Below are 25,719 nucleotides of genomic sequence, written 5' to 3'. Positions count from 1 at the left end.
ACCGGCGGAAATCCGCCGGAGCCGACCGACCCGACCCCGAGCGCAGGGGGTAGCCGACCGTACGAACACCGAGGAGCCCATGTCCGCCGAGAGCACGCCGGATCCCGCGATACCCGACCCCGGTCAGTCCCGCACCATCGGACCCGGCAGCCGGGGCAAGGGCCGCCGCCGCAAGCCCCGGGCCAAGCGGCGCAGGGCCCTGCTCGTCGCGGCCTGGAGCGCGGCGGGCATCGTGGTCCTGGGCGGCACCGGCGCCGGAGTGGTGCTCTACCAGCTCAACGGCAACCTGCAGAGCGTCGACATCGACCAGGTCCTCGGCGTCGACCGGCCGGCCAGGGCCGACAACGGCTCGCAGAACATCCTGGTCCTCGGCTCGGACACCCGTACCGGCGGGAACAAGAAGCTCGGCGGAGGCGCCGACGACGGCACCGCCCGCTCGGACACGGCGATGGTCCTGCACATCCACAAGGGCCACAAGAAGGCCAGCGTGGTCTCCATCCCGCGCGACACCCTCATCGACCGCCCCGAGTGCACCGACACCGACGGCGGCGAGCACCCCGCGGCGAACGACGTGATGTTCAACTCCGCCTACTCCACCGGCGGGGCCGCCTGCGCCGTGAAGACCGTCGAGTCGATCAGCGGGCTGCGCATGGACCACTACCTGGAGGTCGACTTCAGCGGCTTCCAGCAGCTCATCGACGAACTCGGCGGCGTCGACGTCACCACCACCGAGGCAATCAAGGACCCCGACAGCCACCTCGACCTGCCCGCCGGCACCCACACGCTGGGCGGCGAGCAGGCCCTCGGCCTGGTCCGCACCCGGCACGGCGTCGGCGACGGCTCCGACCTCGGCCGCATCCAGCTCCAGCAGGCCTTCGTCAAGGCACTGGTCGACCAGGTCAAGGACATCGGCCTGCTCGGCAACCCCCAGAAGCTGTACGACATCGCCGACACCGCCACCAAGACCGTGACGACCGACTCCGACCTGGGCTCGGTCAACTCCCTGATGTCCTTCGCGACCGGCCTGAAGGGCATCGGCCCCGCCAACATGCACATGGTCACGATGCCGGTCGTCTACGACCCCGCCGACCCGAACCGGGTCCTCCTGGAGAAGGCCAAGGCCGACCAGGTGTGGACGGCCCTGAAGCACGACAGGGCCGTCCCGGACTCGGCCACGGAGGGCACGGCGACCGGCGGCGCCGAGGGCGTCGTGAACGCGGGGGAATAGCCGACGGCAACCCCCGGTTTGGGAAGAGGACACCAGTCCTGGCAAACTGGTACGTCGGCTCCGGTTCACGCGCCCGCATCCCGCGGAAGCGACCCGGCGCCCTCCCGAACCTAGGAGACACCTTGAAGCGCGACATCCACCCCGAGTACGTCGAGACGCAGGTCAGCTGCACCTGTGGCGCGTCGTTCACCACCCGCAGCACCATCGACAGCGGCACCATCCGCGCCGAGGTCTGCTCCGAGTGCCACCCGTTCTACACGGGCAAGCAGAAGATCCTCGACACCGGTGGCCGTGTGGCCCGCTTCGAGGCCCGCTTCGGCAAGGCTGCCGCCGGCTCCAAGAAGTAGCGAGCCACCGATCGCCGGTCCACGGCCGCTCCTCCAGCCGGGGGAGCGCCGGGACCGGCGTTTTTGGTCGCCCGCCTTCCCCTTCCGAGCAGTAAGCAGGAGCCCAAGATGTTCGAGGCCGTCGAGGAACTCGTCGCCGAGCACGCCGACCTGGAGAAGAAGCTCGCCGACCCGTCGGTCCACTCCGACCAGGCGAACGCGCGCAAGCTGAACAAGCGGTACGCCGAGCTGACCCCGATCGTCGCCACGTTCCGCTCCTGGAAGCAGACGGGCGACGACATCGAGACCGCGCGCGAGCTGGCCGCCGACGACCCCGACTTCGCCGCCGAGGTCAAGGAACTGGACAAGCAGCGCGAAGAGCTCACCGAGAAGCTCCGCCTCCTGCTCGTCCCGCGTGACCCCAGTGACGACAAGGACGTCATCCTCGAGATCAAGGCGGGCGCGGGCGGCGACGAATCCGCCCTGTTCGCCGGCGACCTGCTGCGCATGTACCTGCGCTACGCCGAGCGGGTCGGCTGGAAGACCGAGATCATCGACTCGACCGAGTCCGAGCTGGGCGGCTACAAGGACGTCCAGGTCGCCGTGAAGACCAAGGGCGGTCAGGGGGCCACCGAGCCCGGACAGGGCGTCTGGGCGCGGCTGAAGTACGAGGGCGGCGTGCACCGCGTGCAGCGCGTGCCGGCCACCGAGTCCCAGGGCCGTATCCACACCTCCGCGGCCGGTGTGCTCGTCACGCCCGAGGCCGAGGAGATCGACGTCGAGATCAACCCCAACGACCTGCGCATCGACGTCTACCGGTCCTCCGGCCCCGGTGGCCAGTCCGTCAACACCACCGACTCCGCCGTGCGCATCACGCACATCCCGACCGGAGTCGTCGCCTCCTGCCAGAACGAGAAGAGCCAGCTGCAGAACAAGGAGCAGGCGATGCGTATCCTGCGCTCCAGGCTGCTCGCGGCGGCGCAGGAGGAGGCGGAGAAGGAGGCCGCGGACGCCCGGCGCAGCCAGGTCCGCACCGTCGACCGCTCCGAGAAGATCCGCACGTACAACTACCCGGAGAACCGCATCTCGGACCACCGCGTCGGCTTCAAGGCGTACAACCTGGACCAGGTCCTGGACGGCGACCTCGACTCCGTGATCCAGGCCTGCGTGGACGCGGACTCGGCGGCCAAGCTGGCCGCGGCGTAACTCCCGTACGACAGCTCGGAGGACCAGCGTGCAGCAACACCACGGGGGGCGACCCCCGAACCCCCGCAGCGTGCTGCTCGCGGAGGTGGCCCAGGCCACCCAGCGACTGGCCGACGCCGGCGTGCCCTCGCCGCGCACCGACGCGGAGGAGCTCGCCGCGTACCTGCACGGCGTCAAGCGGGGCGAGCTGCACACCGTGCCGGACGCCGACTTCGACGCCCGGTACTGGGAGGTCGTCGCCCGCCGCGAGGCGCGCGAACCGCTCCAGCACATCACCGGACGCGCCTACTTCCGCTACCTGGAGCTCCAGGTCGGTCCCGGCGTCTTCGTGCCCCGCCCCGAGACCGAGTCGGTCGTCGGGTGGGCCATAGACGCCGTACGCGCCATGGACGTCGTCGAGCCCTGCATCGTCGACCTGTGCACCGGTTCCGGCGCCATCGCGCTCGCCCTGGCCCAGGAGGTGCCGCGCTCGCGCGTGTACGCCGTGGAGCTGTCCGAGGACGCCCTGGTGTGGACGCGCAAGAACATGGAGGGGTCCAGGGTCGAGCTGCGCCAGGGAGACGCCCTGACGGCCTTCCCGGACCTCGACGGCCAGGTCGACCTGGTCGTCTCCAACCCGCCGTACATCCCGCTCACCGAGTGGGAGTACGTCGCCCCCGAGGCCCGCGACCACGATCCGCAGATGGCCCTGTTCTCCGGCGAGGACGGCCTCGACCTGATCCGCGGCCTGGAACGCACCGCGCACCGCCTGCTGCGCCCCGGCGGGGTCGTCGTCGTCGAGCACGCCGACACCCAGGGTGGCCAGGTGCCGTGGATCTTCACCGAGGAGCGGGGCTGGGCCGACGCGGCCGACCACCCCGACCTCAACAACCGCCCCCGCTTCGCGACCGCCCGCAAGGCGCTGCCGTGAGCACCCATCCGACTTCGACCCCGCAGTACGTGTACGAGGAGGCCCGCTAAATGGCACGGCGATACGACACCAACGACGCGACCGACCGTGTGACCGGTCTGCGCGAGGCCGCGTCCGCCGTCCGCCGTGGCGAGCTCGTGGTGCTGCCGACGGACACCGTGTACGGCATCGGCGCCGACGCCTTCACCCCGGAGGCCGTCGGCGACCTGCTGGAGGCCAAGGGCCGCGGCCGCAACATGCCCTCGCCCGTCCTCATCGGCTCGCCGAACACCCTGCACGGCCTGGTCACCGACTTCTCCGAGATGGCCTGGGAGCTGGTCGACGCCTTCTGGCCGGGCGCCCTGACGCTGGTCGCCAAGCACCAGCCGTCCCTCCAGTGGGACCTCGGCGAGACCCGCGGCACGGTCGCCGTCCGGATGCCGCTGCACCCGGTCGCCATCGAGCTGCTCACCGAGGTCGGCCCCATGGCCGTCTCCTCCGCCAACCTCACCGGCCACCCGGCGCCCGAGGACTGCGACGCCGCCCAGCAGATGCTCGGCGACTCCGTCTCCGTCTACCTCGACGGCGGCCCCACCCCCGGCAACGTCCCGTCGTCCATCGTCGACGTCACCCGCGAGGTGCCCGTGCTGCTGCGCGCGGGCGCGCTGTCGGCCGAGGAACTGCGAAAGGTAGTACCCGACCTCGAGGTGGCGAATTGACGGCCCCTGGGACGGGGCGTGGCATAGGCAACGGGGAACGCGCCGCGGAGATCACGACGACGTTCGTGGGACTTCCACGCGACAGATTCCGCATCCTCCACGTCAGCACCGGAAACGTGTGCCGCTCGCCCATCACCGAGCGGCTGACCCGGCATTTCGTGACGGAGCGGCTCGGCGTGCTGGGCGGCGGCCTCATCGTGGAGAGCGCGGGCACCTGGGGCCACGAGGGCGCCCCCATGGAGGCGAACGCCGAGACGGTCCTCGCCGACTTCGGCGCGGACGCGGCCGGCTTCACCGGGCGCGAGCTGCTCGACGAGCACGTGATCCGCGCCGACCTGGTGCTCACCGCGACGCGGGACCACCGGGCGCAGGTCATCTCGATGGGCCACTCGGCCGGGCTGCGCACCTTCACCCTCAAGGAGTTCACCCGCCTGGTGAACGCCATCGACCCCGCGACGCTGCCACCCCTGGACGACGGCGTGGTCGTGCGCGCGCGGGCGCTGGTGCGCGCGGCCGCGGCGCTGCGCGGGTGGCTCCTGGCGCCCACCGCGGAGGCGGACGAGGTGTACGACCCGTACGGGGCGCCGCTGACGTTCTTCCGGTCGATCGGGGACGAGATACACCAGGCGCTGGATCCGGTGGTGACGGCGCTGACCGGGGTCGCCGCGCGGACATAGGCCTCCCGTCGCGCGGCGACGCCGGGCGGCTTCCGTGCCCCGGGCCTACATTGGTCGTACGTCACCGTCGACGCACGCCCGGAGCGCACCATGTCGGTCACCCGCGACATCCTCGAGGCCGATGACAGCCTGCTCGGCGCCCTGCTGCGCCAGGACCCCGAGCTGGCCGAGATCCTGCTCGCCGAGGGCCGCCGGCAGTCGACGACCCTCCAGCTGATCGCCGCAGAGAACTTCACGTCGCCCGCCGTGCTGGTCGCCCTCGGCTCCCCGCTGGCCAACAAGTACGCCGAGGGCTACCCGGGCGCCCGGCACCACGGTGGCTGCGAGATCGTCGACGTCGCCGAGCGGCTGGCCGTCGAACGCGCCCAGGATCTTTTCGGCGCCGAGCACGCCAACGTGCAGTCCCACTCCGGCTCGTCGGCCGTCCTGGCCGCGTACGCGGCCCTGCTGCGCCCCGGCGACACCGTCCTCGCCCTCGGCCTGCCCTACGGCGGCCACCTCACCCACGGATCACCGGCGAACTTCTCCGGCCGCTGGTTCGACTTCGTCGGCTACGGCGTGGACGCGGAGACCGGGCTGATCGACTACGACCAGGTGCGCACCCTGGCCCGCGCACACCGCCCCAAGGCGATCGTGTGCGGCTCCATCGCCTACCCCCGCAACCCCGACTACGCGACCTTCCGCGACATCGCCGACGAGGTGGGCGCCCACCTCATCGCGGACGCCGCCCACCCGATGGGGCTGATCGCCGGAGGAGCGGCGCCCAGCCCGGTGCCGTACGCCGACGTCGTCTGCGCCACCACGCACAAGGTGCTGCGCGGGCCGCGCGGCGGCATGCTCCTGTGCGGGAGCGAACTGGCGGAGCGGGTCGACCGGGCCGTCTTCCCGTTCACGCAGGGCGGCGCGCAGATGCACACCATCGCCGCGAAGGCGGTCGCCTTCGGCGAGGCGTCGACCCCGGCCTTCGCCGCGTATGCCCATCAGGTGATCGCCAACGCCCGCGCCCTCGCCGCCCACCTGGCCGCCGAGGGCCTGACCGTGACCACCGGCGGAACCGACACCCACCTGCTCACCGCCGACCCCGCCCCGCTCGGCGTCGACGGCAGGACCGCGCGGGGTCGGCTCGCGGCGGCCGGTATCGTCCTGGACTGCTGCGCGCTGCCCCACGCGGACGCCCGCGGGCTGCGTCTCGGCACGGCGGCGGTGACCACCCAGGGGATGGGCGAGCGGGAGATGCGGGCGGTGGCCACGCTGCTCGTCGAGGTGCTCAGGGGCGGCACGGAACCGGCGAAGGCGCGGGACGACGTGCGGGATCTGGTCGCTCGGTTCCCGCCGTATCCGGACTGAGGCGGGGTAGGCGCACGCACGTGCACAGCCACGCGTGCAACCATCGTGGCTACCCGGAAGTCCTCAACCACATGCGCGCATCGCTAGGGTGTGAGGCTGGGAATGGCCAGCGAGACCTGTGGGGAAGCCCGTGCGTGAATACCTGCTGACGCTCTGCATCACGGCCGCGGTGACGTACCTGCTGACAGGGCCGGTACGGAAGTTCGCGATCGTGGCGGGGGCGATGCCGGAGATCCGGGCACGTGACGTGCACCGGGAACCCACTCCGCGCCTCGGCGGTATCGCCATGTTCTTCGGGCTGTGCGCCGGCCTGCTGGTCGCCGACCACCTCACCAACCTCAGCGAGGTCTTCGAGAAGTCCAACGAGCCGCGGGCCCTGCTGTCCGGCGCGGCCCTGATCTGGCTGATCGGCGTCCTGGACGACAAGTTCGAGATCGACGCCCTGATCAAGCTGGGCGGGCAGATGATCGCCGCCGGCGTGATGGTGGTGCAGGGCCTGACCATCCTGTGGATTCCGGTGCCCTGGGTCGGCACGGTGGCGCTCACCCAGTGGCAGGGCACCCTGCTGACGGTGGCGCTGGTCGTCATCACCATCAACGCGGTCAACTTCGTGGACGGCCTGGACGGTCTCGCGGCCGGCATGGTGTGCATCGCGGCGACGGCGTTCTTCATGTACGCCTACCGGATCTGGTACTCGTACGGCATCGAGGCCGCGGCTCCCGCCTCGCTCTTCGCGGCCATCCTCATGGGCATGTGCCTGGGTTTCCTGCCGCACAACATGCACCCCGCCCGGATCTTCATGGGCGACTCCGGCTCGATGCTGATCGGGCTCGTCCTGGCGGCCGGCGCGATCTCGGTCACCGGCCAGGTCGACCCGGACCTGATGAACCTGTTCTCCGGTTCGGAGCGCGCCTCGGTGCACCAGATGGTGCCGGTCTACATCCCGTTGGTGATGCCGCTGACCATCATCGCCATCCCGGCCGCCGACCTGATCCTGGCGATCGTGAGGCGCACCTGGCGCGGCCAGTCGCCGTTCGCCGCGGACCGGGGGCATCTGCACCACCGGCTCCTGGAGATCGGCCACTCGCACAGCCGCGCGGTGCTGATCATGTACTTCTTCTCGGCGCTGATCGCCTTCGGCGCGCTCGCCTACTCCGTGAACGCCGCGTCGATGTGGATCGTGCTGAGCGTCGTCTTCCTCAGCGCGATCGGCCTGGTCCTGCTCCTGACGCCGCGCTTCACGCCCCGTGCCCCCCGCTGGGCCGAGCGCTTCGTGCCGCCCCGCTACCGCCGCCGCAAGGCGGCCGTCGCCGCGGCGGAGCCCGCCGGGGTCGTGGACGAGGGCGGGACCGACGAGGGCACGAGCGACGAGGCCACGACCGGCGACCGTGTTCCGGTCCCCGCGGGGGTCTCGGGCGTCAACGGGGCCACCGCCGTCGGCCCCCGTTCGCGCACAAGGTAAGAATCTGACTAGAGCATTGCCAACTCATGGGGAAGCGAATCGCCGCAATACCAGACAAAGCGGCGCTATGCCTGCACAGACGCGCGCCGTCACTCTCATGTGTGACGGCCAGCACACCGCCAGGTAAAGACCTCATCAAATAGTTTGTGATACCGTTCACGAGAACCCCGGATGGAGCCGAAGGGCCGCAGTGCGACGGCCCATTGGTGAGAGTTCTGCACTCGACCCCGGGGACTACGCTCGTCCATGACGACACCCCCTGCCCCCTGAAAGCGGAGCTGCCGCCATGCCCTCCAACGACGTCCGGATCCTGATCCAGGCTGCCGTGCCCACCGCTGTCGTCGGTGCGGTCGCAGTCGCGATCGGCGGTGCCGTCGAAGGGGGCAAGGGTGCGATCGGGGCGGTCGTCGGAGTGGTCGTCGTGATCCTTTTCATGGGAGCGGGACTGTACGTCCTCCAGTGGACCGCGAAGTCGTTGCCAACGCTGTTCCAGGCGATGGCGCTGATGATGTACATGGCGCAAATTGCGCTGATGTTCATCTTCATCGTGCTTTTCAAGGACACGACGCTGTTCCATCCCAAGGTCTTCGCTCTCTCGTTGCTCGCCGGCACTCTCACCTGGGTCGCCGCGCAGGCGCGCGCCCAGATGAAGGCCAAACTCCTCTACGTTGAGCCCGAGTCGACGACGGGCGAGAAGAAGGAAACCCCGGGGCGTTCGTCGTGAGACGTAGGGGCGGGATAAAGGCGCATGAGAGACCCTGCTATCGTCCGGTGCCAACTGCGGCATCGCGGGCGCGGGCATCCGAGCTGACGCCTGTCACATCGCGAGGCGAGATGCCCCACAGCCGCCCCCACATCCGTAACACCAGTTCCGTGCCGATCCGCGGCCCCGTTCCGCGCCGACACCACGAGGTTGCCGAATCCATGCGCCACGCCGAAGGAGCCCGCGGTGAGTGCTGACCCGACGCAGGTGCTCGCCTTCGAGACCGACTGCCACATCTTCGACGGCTGTGGCTTCCCGTCTCCCGGGCTGCACTCGTTCCTCTACCAGCCCCTCTGGGGCGACGGCGACAGCAACCTGTACTTCAACAAGCCCATGCTGCTGGCGCTGCTCGGCTCGATCGTCGTCATCGGCTTCTTCTGGGCGGCCTTCCGCCGGCCCCAGGTCGTGCCCGGCAAGCTCCAGATGGTCGCCGAGGCGGGCTACGACTTCGTCCGCCGGGGTGTCGTCTACGAGACGATGGGCAAGCGCGAGGGCGAGAAGTACGTCCCGTTCGTCGTCGCCCTGTTCTTCTTCGTGTGGATGATGAACCTCTGGTCGATCATCCCGCTCGCCCAGTTCCCGGTGACGTCGATCATCGCGTACCCGGCGGTGCTCGCACTGCTCGTGTACGTGGTGTGGGTCTCCCTGACCTTCAGGAAGCACGGCTTCGTCGGCGCCCTGAAGAACTTCACCGGCTACGACAAGTCGCTCGGTGCGGCCCTGCCGGTCGTCATGCTGATCGAGGCCTTCTCGAACCTGCTCGTGAGGCCCTTCACCCACGCCGTGCGACTCTTCGCGAACATGTTCGCGGGCCACATCCTGCTGGTGCTGTTCACCATCGCCAGCTGGTACCTGCTGAACGGCATCGGGATCGCCTACGCCGGCGTCTCGTTCCTGATGGTCCTCGTGATGACCGCCTTCGAGCTGTTCATCCAGGCCCTGCAGGCGTACGTCTTCGTCCTGCTGACCGTGACCTACATCCAGGGCGCGCTCGCCGAGCACCACTGAGCGTCCCGCCCCCGCCCCCAGTCGTCCGGTGGCCCACCCCCACCGGAACCGTGAAGAAAAGGAAGAACTGGCATGTCCCAGACCCTCGCCGCCGTCACCGGCTCGATCGCTTCCATCGGCTACGGCATCGCCGCCTTCGGCCCCGGCATCGGCGTCGGCATCATCTTCGGTAAGGGCACCGAAGCCATCGCCCGCCAGCCCGAGGCCGCCGGCCTGATCCGCGCCAACCAGATCCTCGGCTTCGCCTTCTGTGAGGCGCTCGCCCTGATCGGCCTGGTCATGCCGTTCGTCTACGGCCGGTAATCACCTGATCCACGACCGGGTCACTAGACGAAAGGCACTCTGATATGAGCCCACTGCTTCATATCGCGGCCGAGGAGGCGCAGAACCCCCTCGTCCCGCCGATTCCCGAGCTCGTCATCGGCCTGCTCGCCTTCGTCATCGTCTTCGGCTTCCTCGCCAAGAAGCTCCTCCCGAACATCAACAAGGTTCTGGAGCAGCGTCGCGAGGCGATCGAGGGCGGGATCGAGAAGGCCGAGGCCGCCCAGACCGAGGCCCAGAGCGTGCTGGAGCAGTACAAGGCTCAGCTCGCCGAGGCCCGGCACGAGGCCGCGCGTCTGCGCCAGGAGGCGCAGGAGCAGGGCGCCGTGCTCATCGCCGAGATGCGCGCGGAGGGCCAGCGGCAGCGTGAGGAGATCATCGCCGCCGGACACACGCAGGTCGAGGCCGACCGCAAGGCCGCCTCGCAGGCGCTGCGCCAGGACGTGGGCAAGCTCGCCACCGACCTGGCCGGCAAGCTCGTCGGCGAGTCCCTGGAGGACCACGCCCGGCAGAGCCGTGTGATCGACCGCTTCCTCGACCAGCTCGAGGAGAAGGCCGAGGCCGGACGATGAACGGAGCGAGCCGCGAGGCCCTGGCAGCCGCACGCGAGCGGCTCGACGCGCTGACGGACTCCACGTCCGTGGACGCCGCGCAGCTCGCCGACGAGCTGGCCGCCGTCACCGCGCTGCTCGACCGCGAGGTCAGCCTGCGGCGGGTCCTCACCGACCCGGCGCAGGCCGCCGACGCCAAGGCCGAACTGGCCGGGCGCATCTTCGGCGGTCAGGTCGGCGGTCCGGCTGCCGACCTGGTGGCCGGTACGGTGCGCTCCCGCTGGTCGCAGTCGCGCGACCTGGTGGACGCGCTGGAGGAGCTGGCCGCCATGGCCGACTTCACCGCGGCCCAGAAGGCGGGCACGCTCGACGACGTCGAGGACGAGCTGTTCCGGTTCGGCCGGATCGTCTCGTCGGACACGGGACTGCGCTCCGCGCTGACCGACCGCGCGGCGAGCACCTCGGCCAAGAGCGAGCTGCTGCACCGCCTGCTCGGCGGCCGGGCCAAGGCCACGACCGAGCGTCTGGTGACGCGGCTTGTGACCGCGCCCCGGGGACGTAGCCTGGAGACGGGAATCGAATCCCTGTCCAAGCTCGCCGCCGAGCGTCGCGAGCGCACGGTCGCCGTCGTCACCTCGGCGGTCCCGCTGAGCGACACGCAGAAGCGGCGCCTCGGCGCTGCGCTGGCGCGGCTGTACGGCCGGGCGATGCACCTCAACCTCGACGTGGACCCCGAGGTCCTCGGCGGAATCCGGGTGCGGGTCGGCGACGAGATCATCAACGGCTCGCTCGCGGACCGGCTCGAAGACGCCGCCCGCCGCATGGCGAGCTAGCACCAACCGCATACGTAGGACTACGGCCCGGGTTGGGCCGTGCAGAGGATTCACCTCTTTCAGGGGGGAGTCCCCATCCCCCCAAAGTGAAACTTCGGGCCCAACAAGGAGAGCAGGGAACTCAGATGGCGGAGCTCACGATCCGGCCGGAGGAGATCCGGGACGCACTGGAGAACTTCGTCCAGTCGTACAAGCCGGACGCGGCCTCGCGCGAGGAGGTCGGTACGGTCAGCCTTGCCGGCGACGGCATCGCGAAGGTCGAGGGTCTTCCGTCGGCCATGGCCAACGAACTGCTGAAGTTCGAGGACGGCACCCTCGGTCTCGCCCTCAACCTCGAGGAGCGCGAGATCGGTTGCGTCGTCCTCGGTGAGTTCAGCGGTATCGAGGAGGGCCAGCCGGTCACCCGCACCGGCGAGGTCCTGTCGGTCGCCGTGGGCGAGGGCTACCTCGGCCGTGTGGTCGACCCCCTCGGCAACCCGATCGACGGCCTCGGCGAGATCGAGACGTCCGGTCGTCGTGCGCTGGAACTGCAGGCCCCCACGGTCATGCAGCGCAAGTCGGTGCACGAGCCGATGGAGACGGGCTACAAGGCCGTCGACGCCATGACCCCGATCGGCCGTGGTCAGCGTCAGCTGATCATCGGCGACCGCCAGACCGGCAAGACCGCCCTGGCCGTCGACACGATCATCAACCAGCGCGACAACTGGCGCACCGGCGACCCGAGCAAGCAGGTTCGCTGCATCTACGTCGCCATCGGTCAGAAGGGCTCGACCATCGCGTCGGTCCGCGGCGCGCTCGAGGAGAACGGCGCGCTGGAGTACACGACCATCGTGGCCGCCCCGGCGTCCGACCCGGCCGGCTTCAAGTACCTGGCGCCGTACACCGGCTCGGCCATCGGCCAGCAGTGGATGTACGAGGGCAAGCACGTCCTGATCATCTTCGACGACCTGTCGAAGCAGGCCGACGCCTACCGCGCCGTGTCGCTGCTGCTGCGCCGCCCGCCGGGCCGCGAGGCCTACCCGGGCGACGTCTTCTACCTGCACTCCCGTCTGCTGGAGCGCTGCGCGAAGCTCTCCGACGCCGAGGGCGCCGGTTCGATGACGGGTCTGCCGATCGTCGAGACCAAGGCCAACGACGTCTCGGCGTTCATCCCGACCAACGTCATCTCCATCACCGACGGCCAGTGCTTCCTGGAGTCGGACCTGTTCAACGCCGGTCAGCGCCCCGCGCTGAACGTGGGTATCTCCGTCTCCCGAGTCGGTGGCTCCGCCCAGCACAAGGCGATGAAGCAGGTCTCCGGCCGACTGCGCGTCGACCTCGCCCAGTTCCGTGAGCTGGAGGCGTTCGCCGCCTTCGGTTCCGACCTGGACGCCGCGTCGAAGTCGCAGCTGGAGCGCGGTCAGCGCATGGTCGAGCTGCTGAAGCAGGACCAGTACCAGCCGATGTCCACCGAGGACCAGGTCGTCTCCGTCTGGGCCGGTACCACCGGCAAGATGGACGAGGTGCCGGTCGTCGACATCCGCCGCTTCGAGAAGGAGCTCCTCGAGTACCTGCATCGCCAGGAGCAGGGCCTGATGACCTCCATCCGCGAGGGCGGCAAGATGTCCGACGACACCCTGCAGGCCATCGGCGATGCGATCGCGGCGTTCAAGAAGCAGTTCGAGACGAGCGACGGCAAGCTGCTCGGCGAGGACGCCCCGTCCGCCGCCAAGTGACGTAAGGAAGGGACCTGACTCATGGGAGCCCAGCTCCGGGTCTACAAGCGTCGCATCCGATCCGTCACCGCGACCAAGAAGATCACCAAGGCGATGGAGATGATCGCCGCCTCGCGTGTCGTCAAGGCGCAGCGCAAGGTGGCGGCCTCCACGCCGTACGCGCGGGAACTGACCCGCGCGGTGACGGCGGTCGGTAGCGGTTCGGACACCAAGCACCCGCTGACCACGGAGGCGGACAACCCGACCCGTGCAGCGGTCCTCCTCCTCACGAGCGACCGCGGCCTGGCCGGCGCCTTCAACTCCAACGCCATCAAGGCGGCGGAGCAGCTGACCGAGCGCCTCGAACGCGAGGGCCGGCAGGTCGACACCTACATCGTCGGCCGGCGCGGTCTCGCCCACTACAACTTCCGTGAGCGCAAGGTCGCGGAGTCGTTCTCGGGCTTCACCGACGAGCCCTCGTACGCGGACGCCAAGAAGGTCGCGGCGCCGCTGATCGAGGCCATCGAGAAGGAGACGGCGGAGGGCGGGGTGGACGAGATCCACATCGTCTACACCGAGTTCGTCTCGATGATGACGCAGACGGCGGTCGACTCCCGGTTGCTGCCCCTGCGCCTCGAAGAGGTGGCGCAGGAGTCGGCGACGAAGGACGAGGTCCTTCCGCTGTACGACTTCGAGCCGTCGGCGGAGGACGTCCTCGACGCCCTGCTGCCGCGCTACGTCGAGAGCCGCATCTACAACGCTCTGCTGCAGTCGGCCGCTTCCAAGCACGCCGCCACGCGGCGCGCGATGAAGTCGGCCACCGACAACGCGGGCGAGCTGATCAACACGCTCTCCCGTCTTGCCAACGCGGCCCGCCAGGCCGAAATCACCCAGGAAATCAGCGAGATCGTCGGTGGCGCGAGCGCACTGGCCGACGCGACCGCGGGGAGTGACAACTAATGACCACCACTGTTGAGCCGACCGCTGCGTCGGGCGTGGCCACCGGCCGCGTCGCGCGGGTCATCGGCCCGGTCGTCGACGTGGAGTTCCCCGTCGACGCGATGCCGGAGATCTACAACGCCCTCCACGTCGAGGTCGCCGACCCGGCGCAGGCGGGCGAGATCAAGACGCTGACCCTGGAGGTCGCCCAGCACCTGGGTGACGGCCTGGTCCGCACCATCTCCATGCAGCCCACCGACGGCCTGGTCCGCCAGGCCCCGGTGACCGACACGGGCTCGGCCATCTCCGTCCCCGTCGGCGACTTCACCAAGGGCAAGGTGTTCAACACCCTCGGCGAGGTGCTGAACGTCGACGAGCAGTACACCGGTGAGCGCTGGCCGATCCACCGCAAGGCACCCAACTTCGACGAGCTCGAGTCGAAGACCGAGATGTTCGAGACCGGCGTCAAGGTCATCGACCTGCTGACCCCGTACGTCAAGGGCGGCAAGATCGGTCTGTTCGGTGGTGCCGGCGTCGGCAAGACGGTGCTCATCCAGGAGATGATCTACCGCGTCGCCAACAACCACGACGGTGTCTCCGTGTTCGCCGGTGTCGGTGAGCGCACCCGCGAGGGCAACGACCTCATCGACGAGATGAGCGAGTCCGGCGTCATCGACAAGACCGCGCTGGTCTTCGGCCAGATGGACGAGCCGCCGGGCACCCGTCTGCGCGTCGCGCTGGCCGGCCTGACCATGGCCGAGTACTTCCGTGACGTCCAGAAGCAGGACGTGCTGTTCTTCATCGACAACATCTTCCGCTTCACGCAGGCCGGTTCCGAGGTCTCGACCCTGCTCGGCCGCATGCCCTCCGCGGTGGGCTACCAGCCGAACCTGGCCGACGAGATGGGTCTCCTCCAGGAGCGCATCACCTCGACCCGCGGTCACTCGATCACCTCGATGCAGGCGATCTACGTCCCCGCGGACGACCTGACCGACCCGGCCCCGGCCACCACCTTCGCCCACCTCGACGCGACGACGGTGCTCTCCCGTCCGATCTCCGAGAAGGGCATCTACCCGGCCGTGGACCCGCTGGACTCGACGTCCCGCATCCTCGACCCGCGGTACATCGCGGCGGACCACTACCAGGCCGCGATGCGCGTGAAGAACATCCTGCAGAAGTACAAGGACCTGCAGGACATCATCGCGATCCTCGGTATCGACGAGCTCGGCGAGGAGGACAAGCTCGTCGTCCACCGTGCCCGTCGCGTGGAGCGCTTCCTGTCCCAGAACACCCACGTCGCCAAGCAGTTCACCGGCGTGGACGGTTCGGACGTGCCGCTGGACGAGTCGATCGCCGCGTTCAACTCGATCTGCGACGGTGAGTACGACCACTTCCCGGAGCAGGCGTTCTTCATGTGCGGTGGTATCGAGGACCTGAAGAAGAACGCGAAGGAGCTCGGCGTCTCCTGAGCCGCGTGCTCATGGTGGGCCCCAGGGCTCACACCGGAGGGGGCGGGCGCGTCCCGTCCCCTCCGTCACGCCCATTAGACTTGTAACCAACACCCGGCCCTCCCGCCGGGTGGTGACCCGAGGAGCCACCCTTGGCTGCTGAGCTGCATGTCGAGCTGGTCGCCGCCGACCGTCAGGTCTGGTCCGGCGAGGCCACCCTGGTCGTCGCGCGTACCACGTCCGGCGACATCGGCGTCATGCCCGGTCACCAGCCGCTGCTCGGTGTGCTGGAGTCGGGCCCGGTGACCATCCGTACGAGTGACGGTGGGACGGTCGTCGCCGCTGTCCACGGCGGTTTCATCTCGTTCGCCGACAACAAGCTGTCGCTGCTGGCCGAGATCGCCGAGCTGGCAGACGAGATCGACGTCCAGCGGGCGCAGCGGAAGCTCGAGCACGCGAAGGCGGAGGGCGACGCCCACTCCGAGCGTCGCGCGGACGTCCGACTGCGCGCGGCGGCCGGACGCTGATCCACAGCACTGTGCGATAACGTCGTGCCATGACGTCACTCAGCCGCGGCTGGGACCGGAGCGATCCGGACCCGGCCGCGGCTGAGGCAGATCCGGGTGTTTTTCCGTTCCGTTACCTAGGAGACGAGGAGGTCGGTGTCGATGGCCCTCGCTCTGACTGTGTGCGGAATCGTTGTGGCCCTGGTGGTGATCGGGCTCTTCGTCTTCGGTCTGCGCCGCCGGCTGATCCAGCGCTCGGGCGGCACCTTCGACTGTTCCCTGCGCTGGGACGCCCCCAAGGAGGGCGATGCCGGCGGCAAGGGGTGGGCCTACGGAGTGGCCCGCTACAACGGCGACCGGGTCGAGTGGTACCGCGTCTTCTCGTACTCGCCCCGCCCGCGCCGCGTGCTGGAGCGTTCGGCCATCGAAGTGGCCGGCCGCCGGGTGCCGGAGGGCGAGGAGGAACTGGCGTTGCTCTCGGACGCCGTGGTGCTCGCCTGTCTCCATCGCGGCACCCGGCTCGAACTGGCGATGAGCGAAGACGCGCTGACCGGATTCCTCGCGTGGCTGGAAGCAGCCCCGCCCGGTCAGCGCGTCAACGTCGCTTAGGGCCTGGTGGCCCGTAGGGATCGCTCCCTCAGGGATTACTTCAGACCGCTGTCGATGGCGCTCACCAGCTCGCCGTCGGCGGTGTCACCGCTGAACTCCCAGAAGAAGGCACCGCCGAGCTTCTGCTGCTCGGCCCAGTCCATCTTGGACTTGACGGTGGCCGGGGTGTCGTAGGACCACCAGTTGGTGCCGCAGTGGGCGTACGCGGTGCCGGCGACGGTGCCGGTGGCCGGGCAGCTGTTCCTGAGGACCTTGTAGTCCTCGATGCCCGCCTCGTAGGTGCCGGCCGCCGGGCCGGTCGCCGTGCCGCCGGGCGCCGACTGGGTGACGCCGGTCCAGCCGCGGCCGTAGAAGCCGATGCCGAGGAGCAGCTTGTCGGCCGGCACGCCGACCGCCTTGAACTTCGCGATCGCCTCGGCGGAGTTGAAGCCCTGCTGCGGGATGCCGGCGTACGAGGTCAGCGGCGAGTGCGGAGCGGTCGGGCCGTTCTTCGCCCAGGCGCCGAAGAAGTCGTACGTCATCACGTTGTACCAGTCGATGTACTGCGCGGCGGCGCCGTAGTCGGCCGCCTCGATCTTGCCGCCGTCGGAGGCGTCGGCGGTGGTGGCCGCGGTGACCAGGTCGTCGCCGAACTCGGCCCGCATGGCCTTCATCATGGTGCTGAAGGCGTTCGGGGCACTGGTCGTGTCACAGCTGAGACCACAGGCGTTCGGGTACTCCCAGTCCAGGTCGATGCCGTCGAAGACGTCGGCCCAGCGCGGGTCCTCGACCAGGTCGTGGCAGGACTTCGCGAACGCGGCCGGGTCCTTCACGGCGTCGGGGAAGCCGCCGGACCAGGTCCAGCCGCCGAAGGACCACAGCACCTTGATGTGCGGGTACTTCTCCTTCAGCTTGCGCAGCTGGTTGAAGTTGCCGCGCAGCGGCTGGTCCCAGGAGTCGGCGACTCCGTCGACGGACTGGTCGGCCGTGTAGGCCTTGTCGTAGTCGGCGTAGGCGTCGCCGATGATGCACTTGCCGCCCTGGACGTTGCCGAAGGCGTAGTTGATGTGCGTGATCTTCTCGGCGGAGCCGGAGGTGACCAGGTTCTTCACGTGGTAGTTGCGCCCGTAGACGCCCCAGTTGGTGAAGTATCCGAGTTTGACCTCGTCGCCCGGCTGCGGCTGGGGACCGCCGTCGCCGGTGGTGGTGACCTTCACTGCGCCGCTCACCGGACCGGTCTGGTCGGCGGTGTCGCGGGCCTGGACGCTGTACGAGTAGTCGGTGCCCTTGGTGAGGCCGGTGTCCGTGTACGAGGTGCCCGTCACGGTGGCGACCTTGGCGCCGTCGCGCAGGACGTCGTAGTTCTTGACGCCCTTGTCGTCGGTCGCAGCCGACCAGGACAGCTTCACCGAGGTGTCGGTGATGCCCGAGGCGGTGGGCGTGCCGGGCGCGGAGGGGGCCTCGTCGCCGGGGACGGAGGTGCCGTCGCAGCTGCCGCCGTTGAGCTTGCAGTTGGAGGGGGAGCCCGGGCCGCTGCCGTTGAAGCCGAAGGAGACCGACGCCCCGGGGGCGAGGGTGCCGTTCCAGCCGACGTTCTTGGCGGTCCAGTGGTCACCGGAGTTGGTGACGGTGGCGTCCCAGGAGGAGGTGACCTTGGTGCCCGAGGGGAAGTCCCACTCGACGGTCCAGGAGTTGATGGTGGTGGTGCCGGTGTTCTTCACCGTCCACTTGCCGCCGAAGCCGGTGCCCCAGTCCGAGGTTTTGGCGAAGGTGGCCGTCGCACTCGTGGCCGCCTGGGCCGGACTCGCGAGGCCCACCAGACCGGCCAGCGGGAGCGACAAGGTCGCCAGGAGTGCCGCGGCTCTGTGTCTGAAGCGCATGCTGCGCCTCCTTATGGTTGTCGTCGCCGGCATGACTGAGCCTCATGCCCGCAGTGCCGCGAGAATAGGAAGGTCTGGACCATGGGTCAATAGGTCTGGACCACTGTTCTGTCGGGTGCGCGGACGTGACGCGGGCGGCGGGAGGGGCGGCGCCGTGTCCGGAAACGGCGGAGCGGCCCCAGGCGTTGAAGCCGGGGCCGCTCGGTTTGCGATCAACGAGTGCCGGGTCCACCGCGACCCCTGTGGGAGCCGCAGTCAGGCGGGGCCGCCAGTGGGGACGGCCTGCCCAGTGGCCGACTCAGCGGTACTCGTGGTGCCGGTCCTCCGAGTCCTTCTCGACGAAGAAGTGGGCCTTGGCGCTGTTGTCGTCCTCGTCGACGATGGTGACCTTGGTCTCCTTCTCCTCCTTGGTGTTCTCGGAGCAGTCGATGTTGGTGTTGTCCGACCCCAGGAGCAGGATGTTGACCACTTCGAGGTTCGTGCAGCTGAGGACCTGCGAGTTGTTCTCGAACTTCGCGTTGTCGTCGTCGGCGGCAGCGGCCGTGCCGACAGCACCGCCGGCCATGACCAGCGCGGTGACGGTGCAGGCGATTGCCTTCTTGAGAGCCATGCGGGTTTCCTCCTGTGGGGGTCTGTCGAACCAGAGGCAGGCGAATCGCTGAGAGCATCGCCCGCGCTCGGCGGTGAACGCGTCTTACGGCTGCTATTTCTTACTCTGGCAGCACTGTCCGACGCGGCTACTCGAAGAACGAAGCCGTGGTCGGGTGGGTGTTGCTCCGACGGAGTGAAGTCGCTATTTGTGAGTCCCGGACGCGGTCATCGCTTCTTCACGATGATCGGAACAGTCGATGGTCGTGCCTGAAATCGACGCGATCGGAAGCTCGAGGACTTCGATGTTCACGCAGGAAAGGATCTGGGTGTTGTTCACGAACGTCGCGGGTGCTTCCGTCGCTTGAGCGGTTCCGGCCTGCAGTGCCGCCAAGGGCGCCGCGCACAGGGTGAGAACGGCCAGACGAGTGCTCAACATTCCTTGGTCCTGTCTGAGTCGGGGCGGGGGTTGCGCACCTGCGTGTGACAAGAAGTCCTCATCGGTCGCAGTTGCCTGCCACCGAACAATACTGAGCGTGCAGGCGAAGGCGAAGAAACGCGACCCCTGGTAGCCCGATGGGCTGAGGAGGGATGCCTCCCCCGGGGATCAGAATGCGCAATTCACTCCGTTGGAGCAGAACGCCCGGGGTATGGATTCGTTGCATTGGTAGCCGCTCGGAAAGCGCAGCCAAGTGCGGCTGTGCATCGTTCGAGCCCGGCGCAACCGCCGATTGCGCGAGGCCCGTCAACGGACGTGTGTAATCGGTTTTCACTCACCCCACACAAAAGGAATCCGCATGGCTCTCAAGAAGGCGATCGCCTGCACCGTCACCGCGCTGGTCATGGCCGGCGGTGCCGCCGGCACGGCCGCTGCCGCCGACGACGACAACACGAAGTTCGACAACACCTCGCAGGTGCTCAGCTGCGACAACGTCGAGGTCATCAACCCGGTGATCCTGGGGTCGGACAACAACAACATCGACTGCTCCGAGAACACCAAGGAGGAGGAGAAGAAGGAACTCCACATCGTGGAGGAAGAGGACAACAGCGCCGAGGCCACCTTCTTCCTGAAGAAGGACTAGTACCCGCGGCCGGTGGCCGGGCGAGCCGTCGCTGACGGCTTCCCGGCCCGGGGCCCAGAGGTGCTGGGCGCTTGTCTTCCGAGCGGCCCCCGTTTCACTTCGGGGGCCTCTTTTTTATGCCCTGAGCCTCCCCGTCGGCCGGTCCTGGAGGCCTGTTGCCCTAGAGACCCAACTCCTGGGCCAGGACCGCCGCTTGCACCCGACTGCGCAGCTCCAGCTTCCGCAGCAGTCGGCTGACATGCGTCTTCACCGTCGCCTCGGCCATGTCCAGGCGGGCGGCGATCGCGGCGTTGGACAGCCCCTCGCCGAGACAGGACAACACCTCGCGCTCCCGTCGGGTCAGGTTCTCCAACGCCGCCGGTGCGGCAGCCGGCTCCCGCACCGTCCTGGCGGCGAACTCGGCGATCAGCCGCCGGGTGACGGCCGGGGCGACGATCCCGTCGCCGTCCGCCACCGTGCGCACCGCCGCGAGGAGGTCCTTCGCCTCCGTGTTCTTCAGCAGGAAGCCGGCGGCGCCCGCCCGCAGTGCCCCGAAGACGTACTCGTCCAGGTCGAACGTGGTCAGCACCAGTACGTCGGCGAGCTCCTCGGCGACCACTAGCCGGGTCGCCGACACCCCGTCCAGTCGCGGCATCTGGACGTCCATCAGCACCACGTCCGGGCGCAGCTCCCGGGCCAGCGCCACCGCCTGCTCGCCGTCCGCGGCCTCCCCGACCACCTCGATGTCCGGTGCGCTGCCCAGGATCAGCACCAGTCCGGCCCGGACGGCGGACTGGTCCTCGGCGACCAGGACGCGGATCATGCGGGTTCTCCTTCGGTCAGGGGCAGCGTGGCGCGTACGGCCCAGATCTTGCCGCCCGTCGGGGCGGGGCCCGCGACCGGCCCGGCCGCGAAGGTGCCGTGCAGCAGCGCCGCCCGCTCGCGCATACCCACCAGACCGGCCCCCGAGCCGGGGGCGCGGGGGAGTTCCCGGCCACCGTAGGGGCTGGTCACCCTCACGTGCAGGACCCCGTCGTGGCGGTCGAGCGTCACGCGTACCGTGCCCTTCGCGGCGTGCTTCAGCGCGTTGGTGAGGGATTCCTGGACGATCCGGTACGCCGCCAGTTCGACCGGCGCGGGCAGGCCCTCCCCGTGTGCCGCCTCCAGGACGACGTCGAGGCCGTTGGCGCGGGCGCCCTCGACCAGCGCGCCGAGGCCGTCGAGGGTGGGGGCGGCGGCCGGCTCGCCGTCCCCGCCGTCGTCCCGCAGGATGCCGATCAGCCGGCGCATCTCGGCCAGTCCCTCGACGCTGTTCTCGCGGATGACGCCGAGCGCCTGCCGGGTGGTCGCCGGGTCGTCCAGGGAGAGGGCGGCCGTGGAGTGGATGGCGATCGCGGACAGGTGGTTGGCGACCATGTCGTGCAGTTCGCGGGCCATGCGGGCGCGTTCCGCGGTCACCGCCTGCACCCGGTCCATCTCCGCGAGCAGCGCGGTCTGCTCGGCCCGCAGCAGTGCGGCGTCGGCGGCCTCGCGGTGGTTGCGCACGATCAGCCCGGTGGAGGCGGGCGCGAAGGACACCACGCCGACGGCGACACCGATGAGCAGTGCCTCGGGCACCCGCAACACCGCGAACGGCACCAGGGTCGCGGCCACCGTCAGCAGCCCGGTGATCCACGGGATGCGGCGGGCCGAGGCGGGCGAACCGTACAGCACGGCGGCGTACATCAGATCGGTGTACATGATCAGCGTGACCAGACTGCCCTGCGTGAGGGTGTCCGTGACCAGGGCGGCCGTGCCGATGAGCAGGCCGGTGAGCGGCGCGGCCCGGCGCAGCACCTCGCATCCCGCCATGACGGCGAGCGGGACCAGCAGCGGCCAGCGGCCGTCGAACAGCACGATCGGGTCGTCGCCGGGCCGCACGCCCAGACCGATTCCCCACAGCGACAGGCCGCCGAGCAGACCGGCCGACGCGGCGTACACGTCGAAGCGCCGCGGGCGGGGGAGTCGTAGGGCCATGGAACCATCCAACACGGCCCGCGCCCCCCTCGCCTGATCCCCGGGAACGGTCCCGGGCTGCATCTTTCGATGTACCGAAGGTTCGTCACCGGCGACGACGAGCGACGTGGATTCCGACGGCAGCCTGGAGGGGTGAACGAAGGGAGTGCGTCGTGGTCGTCGCGTTGATCATCGCCTGCGAGGTCGGCTTCTGGGTCCTGCTGGCCCTCGGGCTGGCCGCCCGATATCTGCTGAAGTGGCGTCGTACCAGCGTGTTCCTGCTGCTGTGCGAGCCCGTGCTGGAACTGGTGCTGTTCACCGTGACGGCGATCGACCTCAAGAACGGCGCCGAGCCGGGCTGGGAGCACGGACTGGCCGCGCTGTACATCGGCTACACGGTCGCCTACGGCCACTACACGATCCGCTGGCTCGACGGTCACGCCGCCCACCGCCTGGGCGGCGGCCCGCCGCCGGTCAAGCCCCCGCGCTACGGCAGGGCCCGGGCCGCCCACGAGGGCCGGCTGTGGCTGCGCACCCTGCTGGGCGCGGCCGTGGCGTGCGCGCTGCTCCAGGGCGCGGTCTGGTACGTCGGCGACGAGGGCGACGTGTCGTCGCTGCGTGCCTTCCAGTGGGTGGCGGTCCGGGTCCTCGTCATCCACGGGCTGGTGGCGCTCGGGTACCTGATCTGGCCGAAGAAGGCCCCGGCGGGCACGTCGGTGAACCAGGCCCGCGAGGACGCCGAACGAGCCACGACGACGCGGTAGCCGACGGGTGGCCGTCGTGGCACTTCCCGGGGAGTGCTCAGCGCTCCCCGCCCGGCACCCACAGCACGTCCCCGACCTCCTTGTTGGCCACGCGGGCCAGGATGAAGAGCAGGTCGGAGAGGCGGTTCAGGTAGGTCGCGGTGAGCGGGTTCATCGTCTCGCCGTGGGCCTCCAGCGCCGCCCACGTGGAGCGCTCGGCCCGGCGGACCACCGTGCACGCCTGGTGCAGCAGGGCCGCGCCGGGCGTTCCGCCGGGCAGGATGAAGGAGCGCAGCTTCTCGACTTCCGCCAGGAAGCGGTCGCAGTCCGCCTCCAGTTTGTCGACGTAGAACTGCTCGACCCGCAGGGGCGGGAACTCCGGGTTCTCCACCACCGGCGTCGACAGGTCCGCGCCCACGTCGAACAGGTCGTTCTGGACGCGGACGAGGACCTTGACGACCTCCTCGTGCAGGTTGCCGAGGGCGATCGCCGTGCCGATCACCGCGTTCGCCTCGTTGGCGTCGGCGTACGCGGAGATCCTGAGGTCGGTCTTGGGGACCCGGCTCATGTCACCGAGGGCGGTGGTGCCCTGGTCGCCGGTCCGGGTGTAGATGCGCGTCAGGTTGACCATGGGGCCAGCGTAGTTACGCCCCGGCGGTACGGAACACGCGTGTGCCCACCGTCACGGCCAGCGCGGTGAAGGCGACGGCGACCAGGGTGCCGTGGAGCATGTGCGCCGTCGCGTAGCTGCCGACGTAGGCGTCCCGTACCGCGTCGACCAGGTAGCGGAACGGCATCAGGTGCGAGAGCACGTCCAGCCAGGCCGGGCCCAGGGTCATCGGGAGCATCAGGCCGGACAGCAGCATCGACGGCATGGTGAGGGCGTTGATCGTCGGGCCGAACTCCTGGGGAGTGCGGACCTTCATCGCCAGTGCGTACGACAGCGACGCCAGGGAGACCGTGAGCAGGGCGACGAACGCGAAGCCGATCAGTACGCCGGGCAGGGGTGCGCGCAGGCCCATCACGAGCGCGGCGAGGACCAGCAGCACCGCCTGGAAGCCGAAGACCGTGGCGTCCCGCAGCACCCGGCCCAACAGCAGCGCCAGGCGGCTGACGGGTGTGACCCGCATGCGCTCGACCACTCCCTGGCCGTTCTCGATGATGATCGAGAACCCGGCGAACGAGGCACCGAACAGACCGAGTTGCAGCAGCAGGCCGGGGACGAGCACCTGCCAGGAGCTGCCCCGGCCGCCGAGCGGCAGGTCGGTCAGCAGCGGGCCGAAGAAGAGCAGGTAAAGCAGCGGCATCAGCACGCCGAAGAGCAGCGCGAAACGCGAGCGCAGCGACTGGCGCAGATAGCGGCCGTAGATGAGGCCGGTGTCGTGGAGCAGCATCGAGGGTCCTCGGAGGTCTAGACGGCGACGGGAGCCGCGTCGGCAGGGGCGGCACTGCGGCCGGTGATGGCGAGGAAGGTGTCCTGGAGGGAGGCGTCGAGCGAGCCGCCGTACTCCAGCTTCAGCGCGCCCGGGGTGCCCTCGGCCGCGATCACGCCCCGGTCCGCGACGACCAGGCGGTCGGAGAGGGCGTCGGCCTCGTCGAGGTAGTGCGTGGTGAGGAAGACGGTGGTGCCGTGCTCGTCGCGCAGCCGGCGCACCAGGTCCCACAGGTCGGCGCGGCTGCCCGGGTCCAGGCCGGTCGTCGGCTCGTCCAGGAACAGCACCCTCGGGCGGTGCGTGAGCGCCATCGCGATGTCCAGCCTGCGCCGCTGCCCGCCGGAGAGGGCGCCGCACTTGCGGTCGAGCAGCCCGGTGAGGCCCAGGTCGCGGGCCAGCTCCCCGGCGCGCTCGGCGGCCCGCGCCTTGGACAGGCGGTACAGGCGTCCCTGCGTGACCAGTTCCTCCCGCACCGTGATCTGTGTGTCCACGCCGCCGGACTGGGCGACGTACCCGCAGGCCGCGCGCACTCCGGCCGGGTCGGTCGCCAGGTCGTGACCGGCGACGGTGGCCGCGCCGCCGGTGGGGGTGAGCAGGGTCGTGAGCATCCGGAGGGTGGTGGTCTTGCCGGCGCCGTTCGGGCCGAGGAAGCCCAGGATCTCGCCCTCGCGGACGGTGAGGTCGATGCCCCGCACCGCTTCGACCGGGCCGCGCTTCGTCGCGAAGGTGCGGGACAGGCCGGCCGTACTGATGATTGCCATGCTTGACAGAAAAACAGAGTCACTGGAATTTTGCAATAACCCCAAATTTTTACCTGCCCCAGCGAAGCTAGGATTGCGGACATGGCCGAGGGACTCAGGGAACGGAAGAAGCGGCAGACCCGGCAGTACATCTCCGATGTCGCCACGGGACTGTTCCTGGAGCGCGGCTTCGAGGCCGTCACGGTTGCGGAGGTCGCGGACGCCGCGAACGTCTCCGTCAACACCGTCTACAACTACTTCCCGGCCAAGGAGGACCTTTTCCTCGACCGCTCCAAGGGTGTGATCGACCGGCTCTCCCGCTGGGTGCGCGGGCGACGCGACGGGGAGTCGGCCGCCCGCGCCGTCCTGCGCGAGCTGCGCGAAGAGGTCGAGACGGTCTCCCCCCGCGTCGGCCTGATGGACGGCTACGCCGAGTTCATGAAGGTCATCCAGGACTCACCCGCCCTGCGCTCGCGGATGTGGGCGATCGGTCAAGAGGTCCTCCTCGACCTGGAGCGGGCCCTGCGCGAGGAGACCGGCAGCGCGGACGACGACATGACCCCCGCCCTGATGGCCGGTCAGATCGACTGGCTGCACGGCACCGTCATGGCCGCCATCGGCCAGCGCATGGTCGCCGGCGGCAAGCCGTCCGAGGTCTCCCGCGAGGTGCTCGTACTGCTGGACGAGATGGAGGAGCTGCTGAGCGAGAGAGTGCTCAACTACGCCGTACGGGGCGCGCGCTGACACCCGAATGGCGCACCTCGGTGTGATGTC

29 protein-coding genes are annotated in these 25,719 nt (G+C 69.5%); 21 read left to right on the top strand and 8 right to left on the bottom strand.

The annotated features are described in order from the left end of the window. The first annotated feature begins 79 nt into the window (after window positions 1-79). The 18 genes from IE142_RS18275 (at window position 80) to IE142_RS18190 (ending at window position 16,526) form a co-directional block, all read left to right on the top strand. Entirely contained in the window at window positions 80-1,228 is a 1,149-nt protein-coding gene (locus tag IE142_RS18275; RefSeq protein WP_191886772.1) for an LCP family protein, read from the top strand. A 122-nt stretch (window positions 1,229-1,350) separates the two neighbouring features. Further along, window positions 1,351-1,575: a 50S ribosomal protein L31 gene (gene rpmE / locus IE142_RS18270; RefSeq protein ID WP_018571447.1), complete on the top strand. Its 225-nt coding sequence runs from the start codon at window positions 1,351-1,353 to the stop codon at window positions 1,573-1,575. Window positions 1,576-1,683: 108 nt separating this feature from the next. Further along, window positions 1,684-2,760, top strand: coding sequence for a peptide chain release factor 1 (gene prfA, locus IE142_RS18265; protein WP_191886771.1), 1,077 nt, complete (start codon window positions 1,684-1,686; stop codon window positions 2,758-2,760). Window positions 2,761-2,830: 70 nt separating this feature from the next. Continuing rightward, window positions 2,831-3,670 carry a peptide chain release factor N(5)-glutamine methyltransferase gene (prmC, locus tag IE142_RS18260; RefSeq protein ID WP_043379886.1) on the top strand — a complete coding sequence of 280 codons (840 nt, stop codon included), beginning with the start codon at window positions 2,831-2,833 and terminating at the stop codon, window positions 3,668-3,670. Window positions 3,671-3,720: 50 nt separating this feature from the next. Further along, entirely contained in the window at window positions 3,721-4,368 is a 648-nt protein-coding gene (locus IE142_RS18255; protein WP_043379884.1) for an L-threonylcarbamoyladenylate synthase, read from the top strand. Further along, window positions 4,365-5,045 (top strand): arsenate reductase/protein-tyrosine-phosphatase family protein, encoded by a 681-nt coding sequence (locus tag IE142_RS18250; protein ID WP_191886770.1) that lies wholly within the window; start codon window positions 4,365-4,367, stop codon window positions 5,043-5,045. The genes IE142_RS18255 and IE142_RS18250 overlap by 4 nt, the downstream gene beginning before the upstream one ends. A 90-nt stretch (window positions 5,046-5,135) precedes the next feature. After that, window positions 5,136-6,392, top strand: coding sequence for a serine hydroxymethyltransferase (gene glyA / locus IE142_RS18245; protein ID WP_191886769.1), 1,257 nt, complete (start codon window positions 5,136-5,138; stop codon window positions 6,390-6,392). Between the two features lie 130 nt (window positions 6,393-6,522). Next, window positions 6,523-7,854 (top strand): MraY family glycosyltransferase, encoded by a 1,332-nt coding sequence (locus tag IE142_RS18240; protein ID WP_191886768.1) that lies wholly within the window; start codon window positions 6,523-6,525, stop codon window positions 7,852-7,854. A gap of 286 nt (window positions 7,855-8,140) precedes the next feature. After that, window positions 8,141-8,578 (top strand): Cg1360 family ATP-synthase-associated protein, encoded by a 438-nt coding sequence (locus IE142_RS18235; RefSeq protein WP_191886767.1) that lies wholly within the window; start codon window positions 8,141-8,143, stop codon window positions 8,576-8,578. 225 nt (window positions 8,579-8,803) lie between these two features. Continuing rightward, window positions 8,804-9,625, top strand: a complete 822-nt coding sequence (atpB, locus tag IE142_RS18230) for a F0F1 ATP synthase subunit A (protein ID WP_191886766.1) — start codon at window positions 8,804-8,806, stop codon at window positions 9,623-9,625. A gap of 72 nt (window positions 9,626-9,697) precedes the next feature. Then, window positions 9,698-9,928, top strand: a complete 231-nt coding sequence (gene atpE, locus IE142_RS18225) for an ATP synthase F0 subunit C (protein ID WP_191886765.1) — start codon at window positions 9,698-9,700, stop codon at window positions 9,926-9,928. Between the two features lie 44 nt (window positions 9,929-9,972). Continuing rightward, on the top strand, window positions 9,973-10,518 hold the full coding sequence (locus IE142_RS18220) for a F0F1 ATP synthase subunit B (RefSeq protein WP_043379868.1): 546 nt from the start codon (window positions 9,973-9,975) through the stop codon (window positions 10,516-10,518). Further along, window positions 10,515-11,330: a F0F1 ATP synthase subunit delta gene (locus tag IE142_RS18215; protein WP_191886764.1), complete on the top strand. Its 816-nt coding sequence runs from the start codon at window positions 10,515-10,517 to the stop codon at window positions 11,328-11,330. Before IE142_RS18220 ends, IE142_RS18215 begins: the two co-directional genes overlap by 4 nt. A gap of 125 nt (window positions 11,331-11,455) precedes the next feature. Continuing rightward, the gene (gene atpA / locus IE142_RS18210) at window positions 11,456-13,045 is read left to right on the top strand and encodes a F0F1 ATP synthase subunit alpha (RefSeq protein WP_043379865.1); all 1,590 of its coding nucleotides are present in this window, start codon (window positions 11,456-11,458) and stop codon (window positions 13,043-13,045) included. 21 nt (window positions 13,046-13,066) lie between these two features. Next, entirely contained in the window at window positions 13,067-13,984 is a 918-nt protein-coding gene (locus tag IE142_RS18205; protein WP_043379864.1) for a F0F1 ATP synthase subunit gamma, read from the top strand. Beyond that, entirely contained in the window at window positions 13,984-15,432 is a 1,449-nt protein-coding gene (gene atpD / locus IE142_RS18200; protein ID WP_043379863.1) for a F0F1 ATP synthase subunit beta, read from the top strand. The genes IE142_RS18205 and atpD overlap by 1 nt, the downstream gene beginning before the upstream one ends. Before the next feature lie 131 nt (window positions 15,433-15,563). Then, complete coding sequence (locus tag IE142_RS18195; RefSeq protein WP_043379861.1) at window positions 15,564-15,938, top strand: F0F1 ATP synthase subunit epsilon; 375 nt, start codon at window positions 15,564-15,566, stop codon at window positions 15,936-15,938. Between the two features lie 141 nt (window positions 15,939-16,079). Continuing rightward, entirely contained in the window at window positions 16,080-16,526 is a 447-nt protein-coding gene (locus IE142_RS18190) for a DUF2550 domain-containing protein (RefSeq protein WP_043379860.1), read from the top strand. A 35-nt stretch (window positions 16,527-16,561) separates the two neighbouring features. On the opposite strand, the gene IE142_RS18185 is transcribed toward IE142_RS18190, so the two are convergent. The 3 genes from IE142_RS18185 to IE142_RS18175 all read right to left on the bottom strand — a co-directional run bounded on the left by IE142_RS18185 (window position 16,562) and on the right by IE142_RS18175 (window position 19,412). Continuing rightward, entirely contained in the window at window positions 16,562-18,385 is a 1,824-nt protein-coding gene (locus IE142_RS18185) for a glycoside hydrolase family 18 chitinase (protein WP_191886763.1), read from the bottom strand. A 298-nt stretch (window positions 18,386-18,683) separates the two neighbouring features. Further along, on the bottom strand, window positions 18,684-18,995 hold the full coding sequence (locus IE142_RS18180; protein WP_191886762.1) for a hypothetical protein: 312 nt from the start codon (window positions 18,993-18,995) through the stop codon (window positions 18,684-18,686). Between the two features lie 183 nt (window positions 18,996-19,178). Further along, entirely contained in the window at window positions 19,179-19,412 is a 234-nt protein-coding gene (locus IE142_RS18175) for a hypothetical protein (RefSeq protein WP_191886761.1), read from the bottom strand. Window positions 19,413-19,770: 358 nt separating this feature from the next. On the opposite strand from IE142_RS18175, the gene IE142_RS18170 reads away from it, so the two are divergent. Continuing rightward, window positions 19,771-20,055, top strand: coding sequence for a hypothetical protein (locus IE142_RS18170; protein WP_191886760.1), 285 nt, complete (start codon window positions 19,771-19,773; stop codon window positions 20,053-20,055). A gap of 160 nt (window positions 20,056-20,215) precedes the next feature. Here the strand turns inward: IE142_RS18170 and IE142_RS18165 are convergent, their stop codons facing one another. Both IE142_RS18165 and IE142_RS18160 read right to left on the bottom strand, forming a co-directional pair. After that, window positions 20,216-20,857 (bottom strand): response regulator, encoded by a 642-nt coding sequence (locus IE142_RS18165; protein WP_191886759.1) that lies wholly within the window; start codon window positions 20,855-20,857, stop codon window positions 20,216-20,218. Next, complete coding sequence (locus tag IE142_RS18160; protein WP_191886758.1) at window positions 20,854-22,050, bottom strand: sensor histidine kinase; 1,197 nt, start codon at window positions 22,048-22,050, stop codon at window positions 20,854-20,856. The genes IE142_RS18165 and IE142_RS18160 overlap by 4 nt, the downstream gene beginning before the upstream one ends. Window positions 22,051-22,202: 152 nt before the next feature. On the opposite strand from IE142_RS18160, the gene IE142_RS18155 reads away from it, so the two are divergent. Then, window positions 22,203-22,793, top strand: coding sequence for a hypothetical protein (locus tag IE142_RS18155; protein WP_191886757.1), 591 nt, complete (start codon window positions 22,203-22,205; stop codon window positions 22,791-22,793). A 37-nt stretch (window positions 22,794-22,830) separates the two neighbouring features. Here the strand turns inward: IE142_RS18155 and IE142_RS18150 are convergent, their stop codons facing one another. The 3 genes from IE142_RS18150 to IE142_RS18140 are packed head-to-tail and all read right to left on the bottom strand — an operon-like array spanning window position 22,831 to window position 24,966. Beyond that, window positions 22,831-23,403, bottom strand: coding sequence for a cob(I)yrinic acid a,c-diamide adenosyltransferase (locus tag IE142_RS18150; protein ID WP_043379843.1), 573 nt, complete (start codon window positions 23,401-23,403; stop codon window positions 22,831-22,833). Between the two features lie 13 nt (window positions 23,404-23,416). Beyond that, a complete protein-coding gene (locus IE142_RS18145; protein ID WP_191886756.1) occupies window positions 23,417-24,166 on the bottom strand; it encodes an ABC transporter permease in 750 nt (249 codons plus the stop codon). Window positions 24,167-24,183: 17 nt separating this feature from the next. Then, complete coding sequence (locus IE142_RS18140) at window positions 24,184-24,966, bottom strand: ABC transporter ATP-binding protein (RefSeq protein ID WP_191886755.1); 783 nt, start codon at window positions 24,964-24,966, stop codon at window positions 24,184-24,186. Between the two features lie 81 nt (window positions 24,967-25,047). Between IE142_RS18140 and IE142_RS18135 the strand changes: the two genes are divergently transcribed. After that, window positions 25,048-25,689, top strand: coding sequence for a TetR/AcrR family transcriptional regulator (locus IE142_RS18135; protein ID WP_191886754.1), 642 nt, complete (start codon window positions 25,048-25,050; stop codon window positions 25,687-25,689). The last annotated feature ends 30 nt before the right edge of the window (window positions 25,690-25,719 follow it).

The sequence above is a fragment of the Streptomyces mutabilis genome (genome assembly GCF_014649815.1).
Taxonomy (GTDB): Bacteria; Actinomycetota; Actinomycetes; order Streptomycetales; family Streptomycetaceae; genus Streptomyces; species Streptomyces mutabilis.
This window is presented reverse-complemented; position numbering and strand designations above follow the sequence as displayed.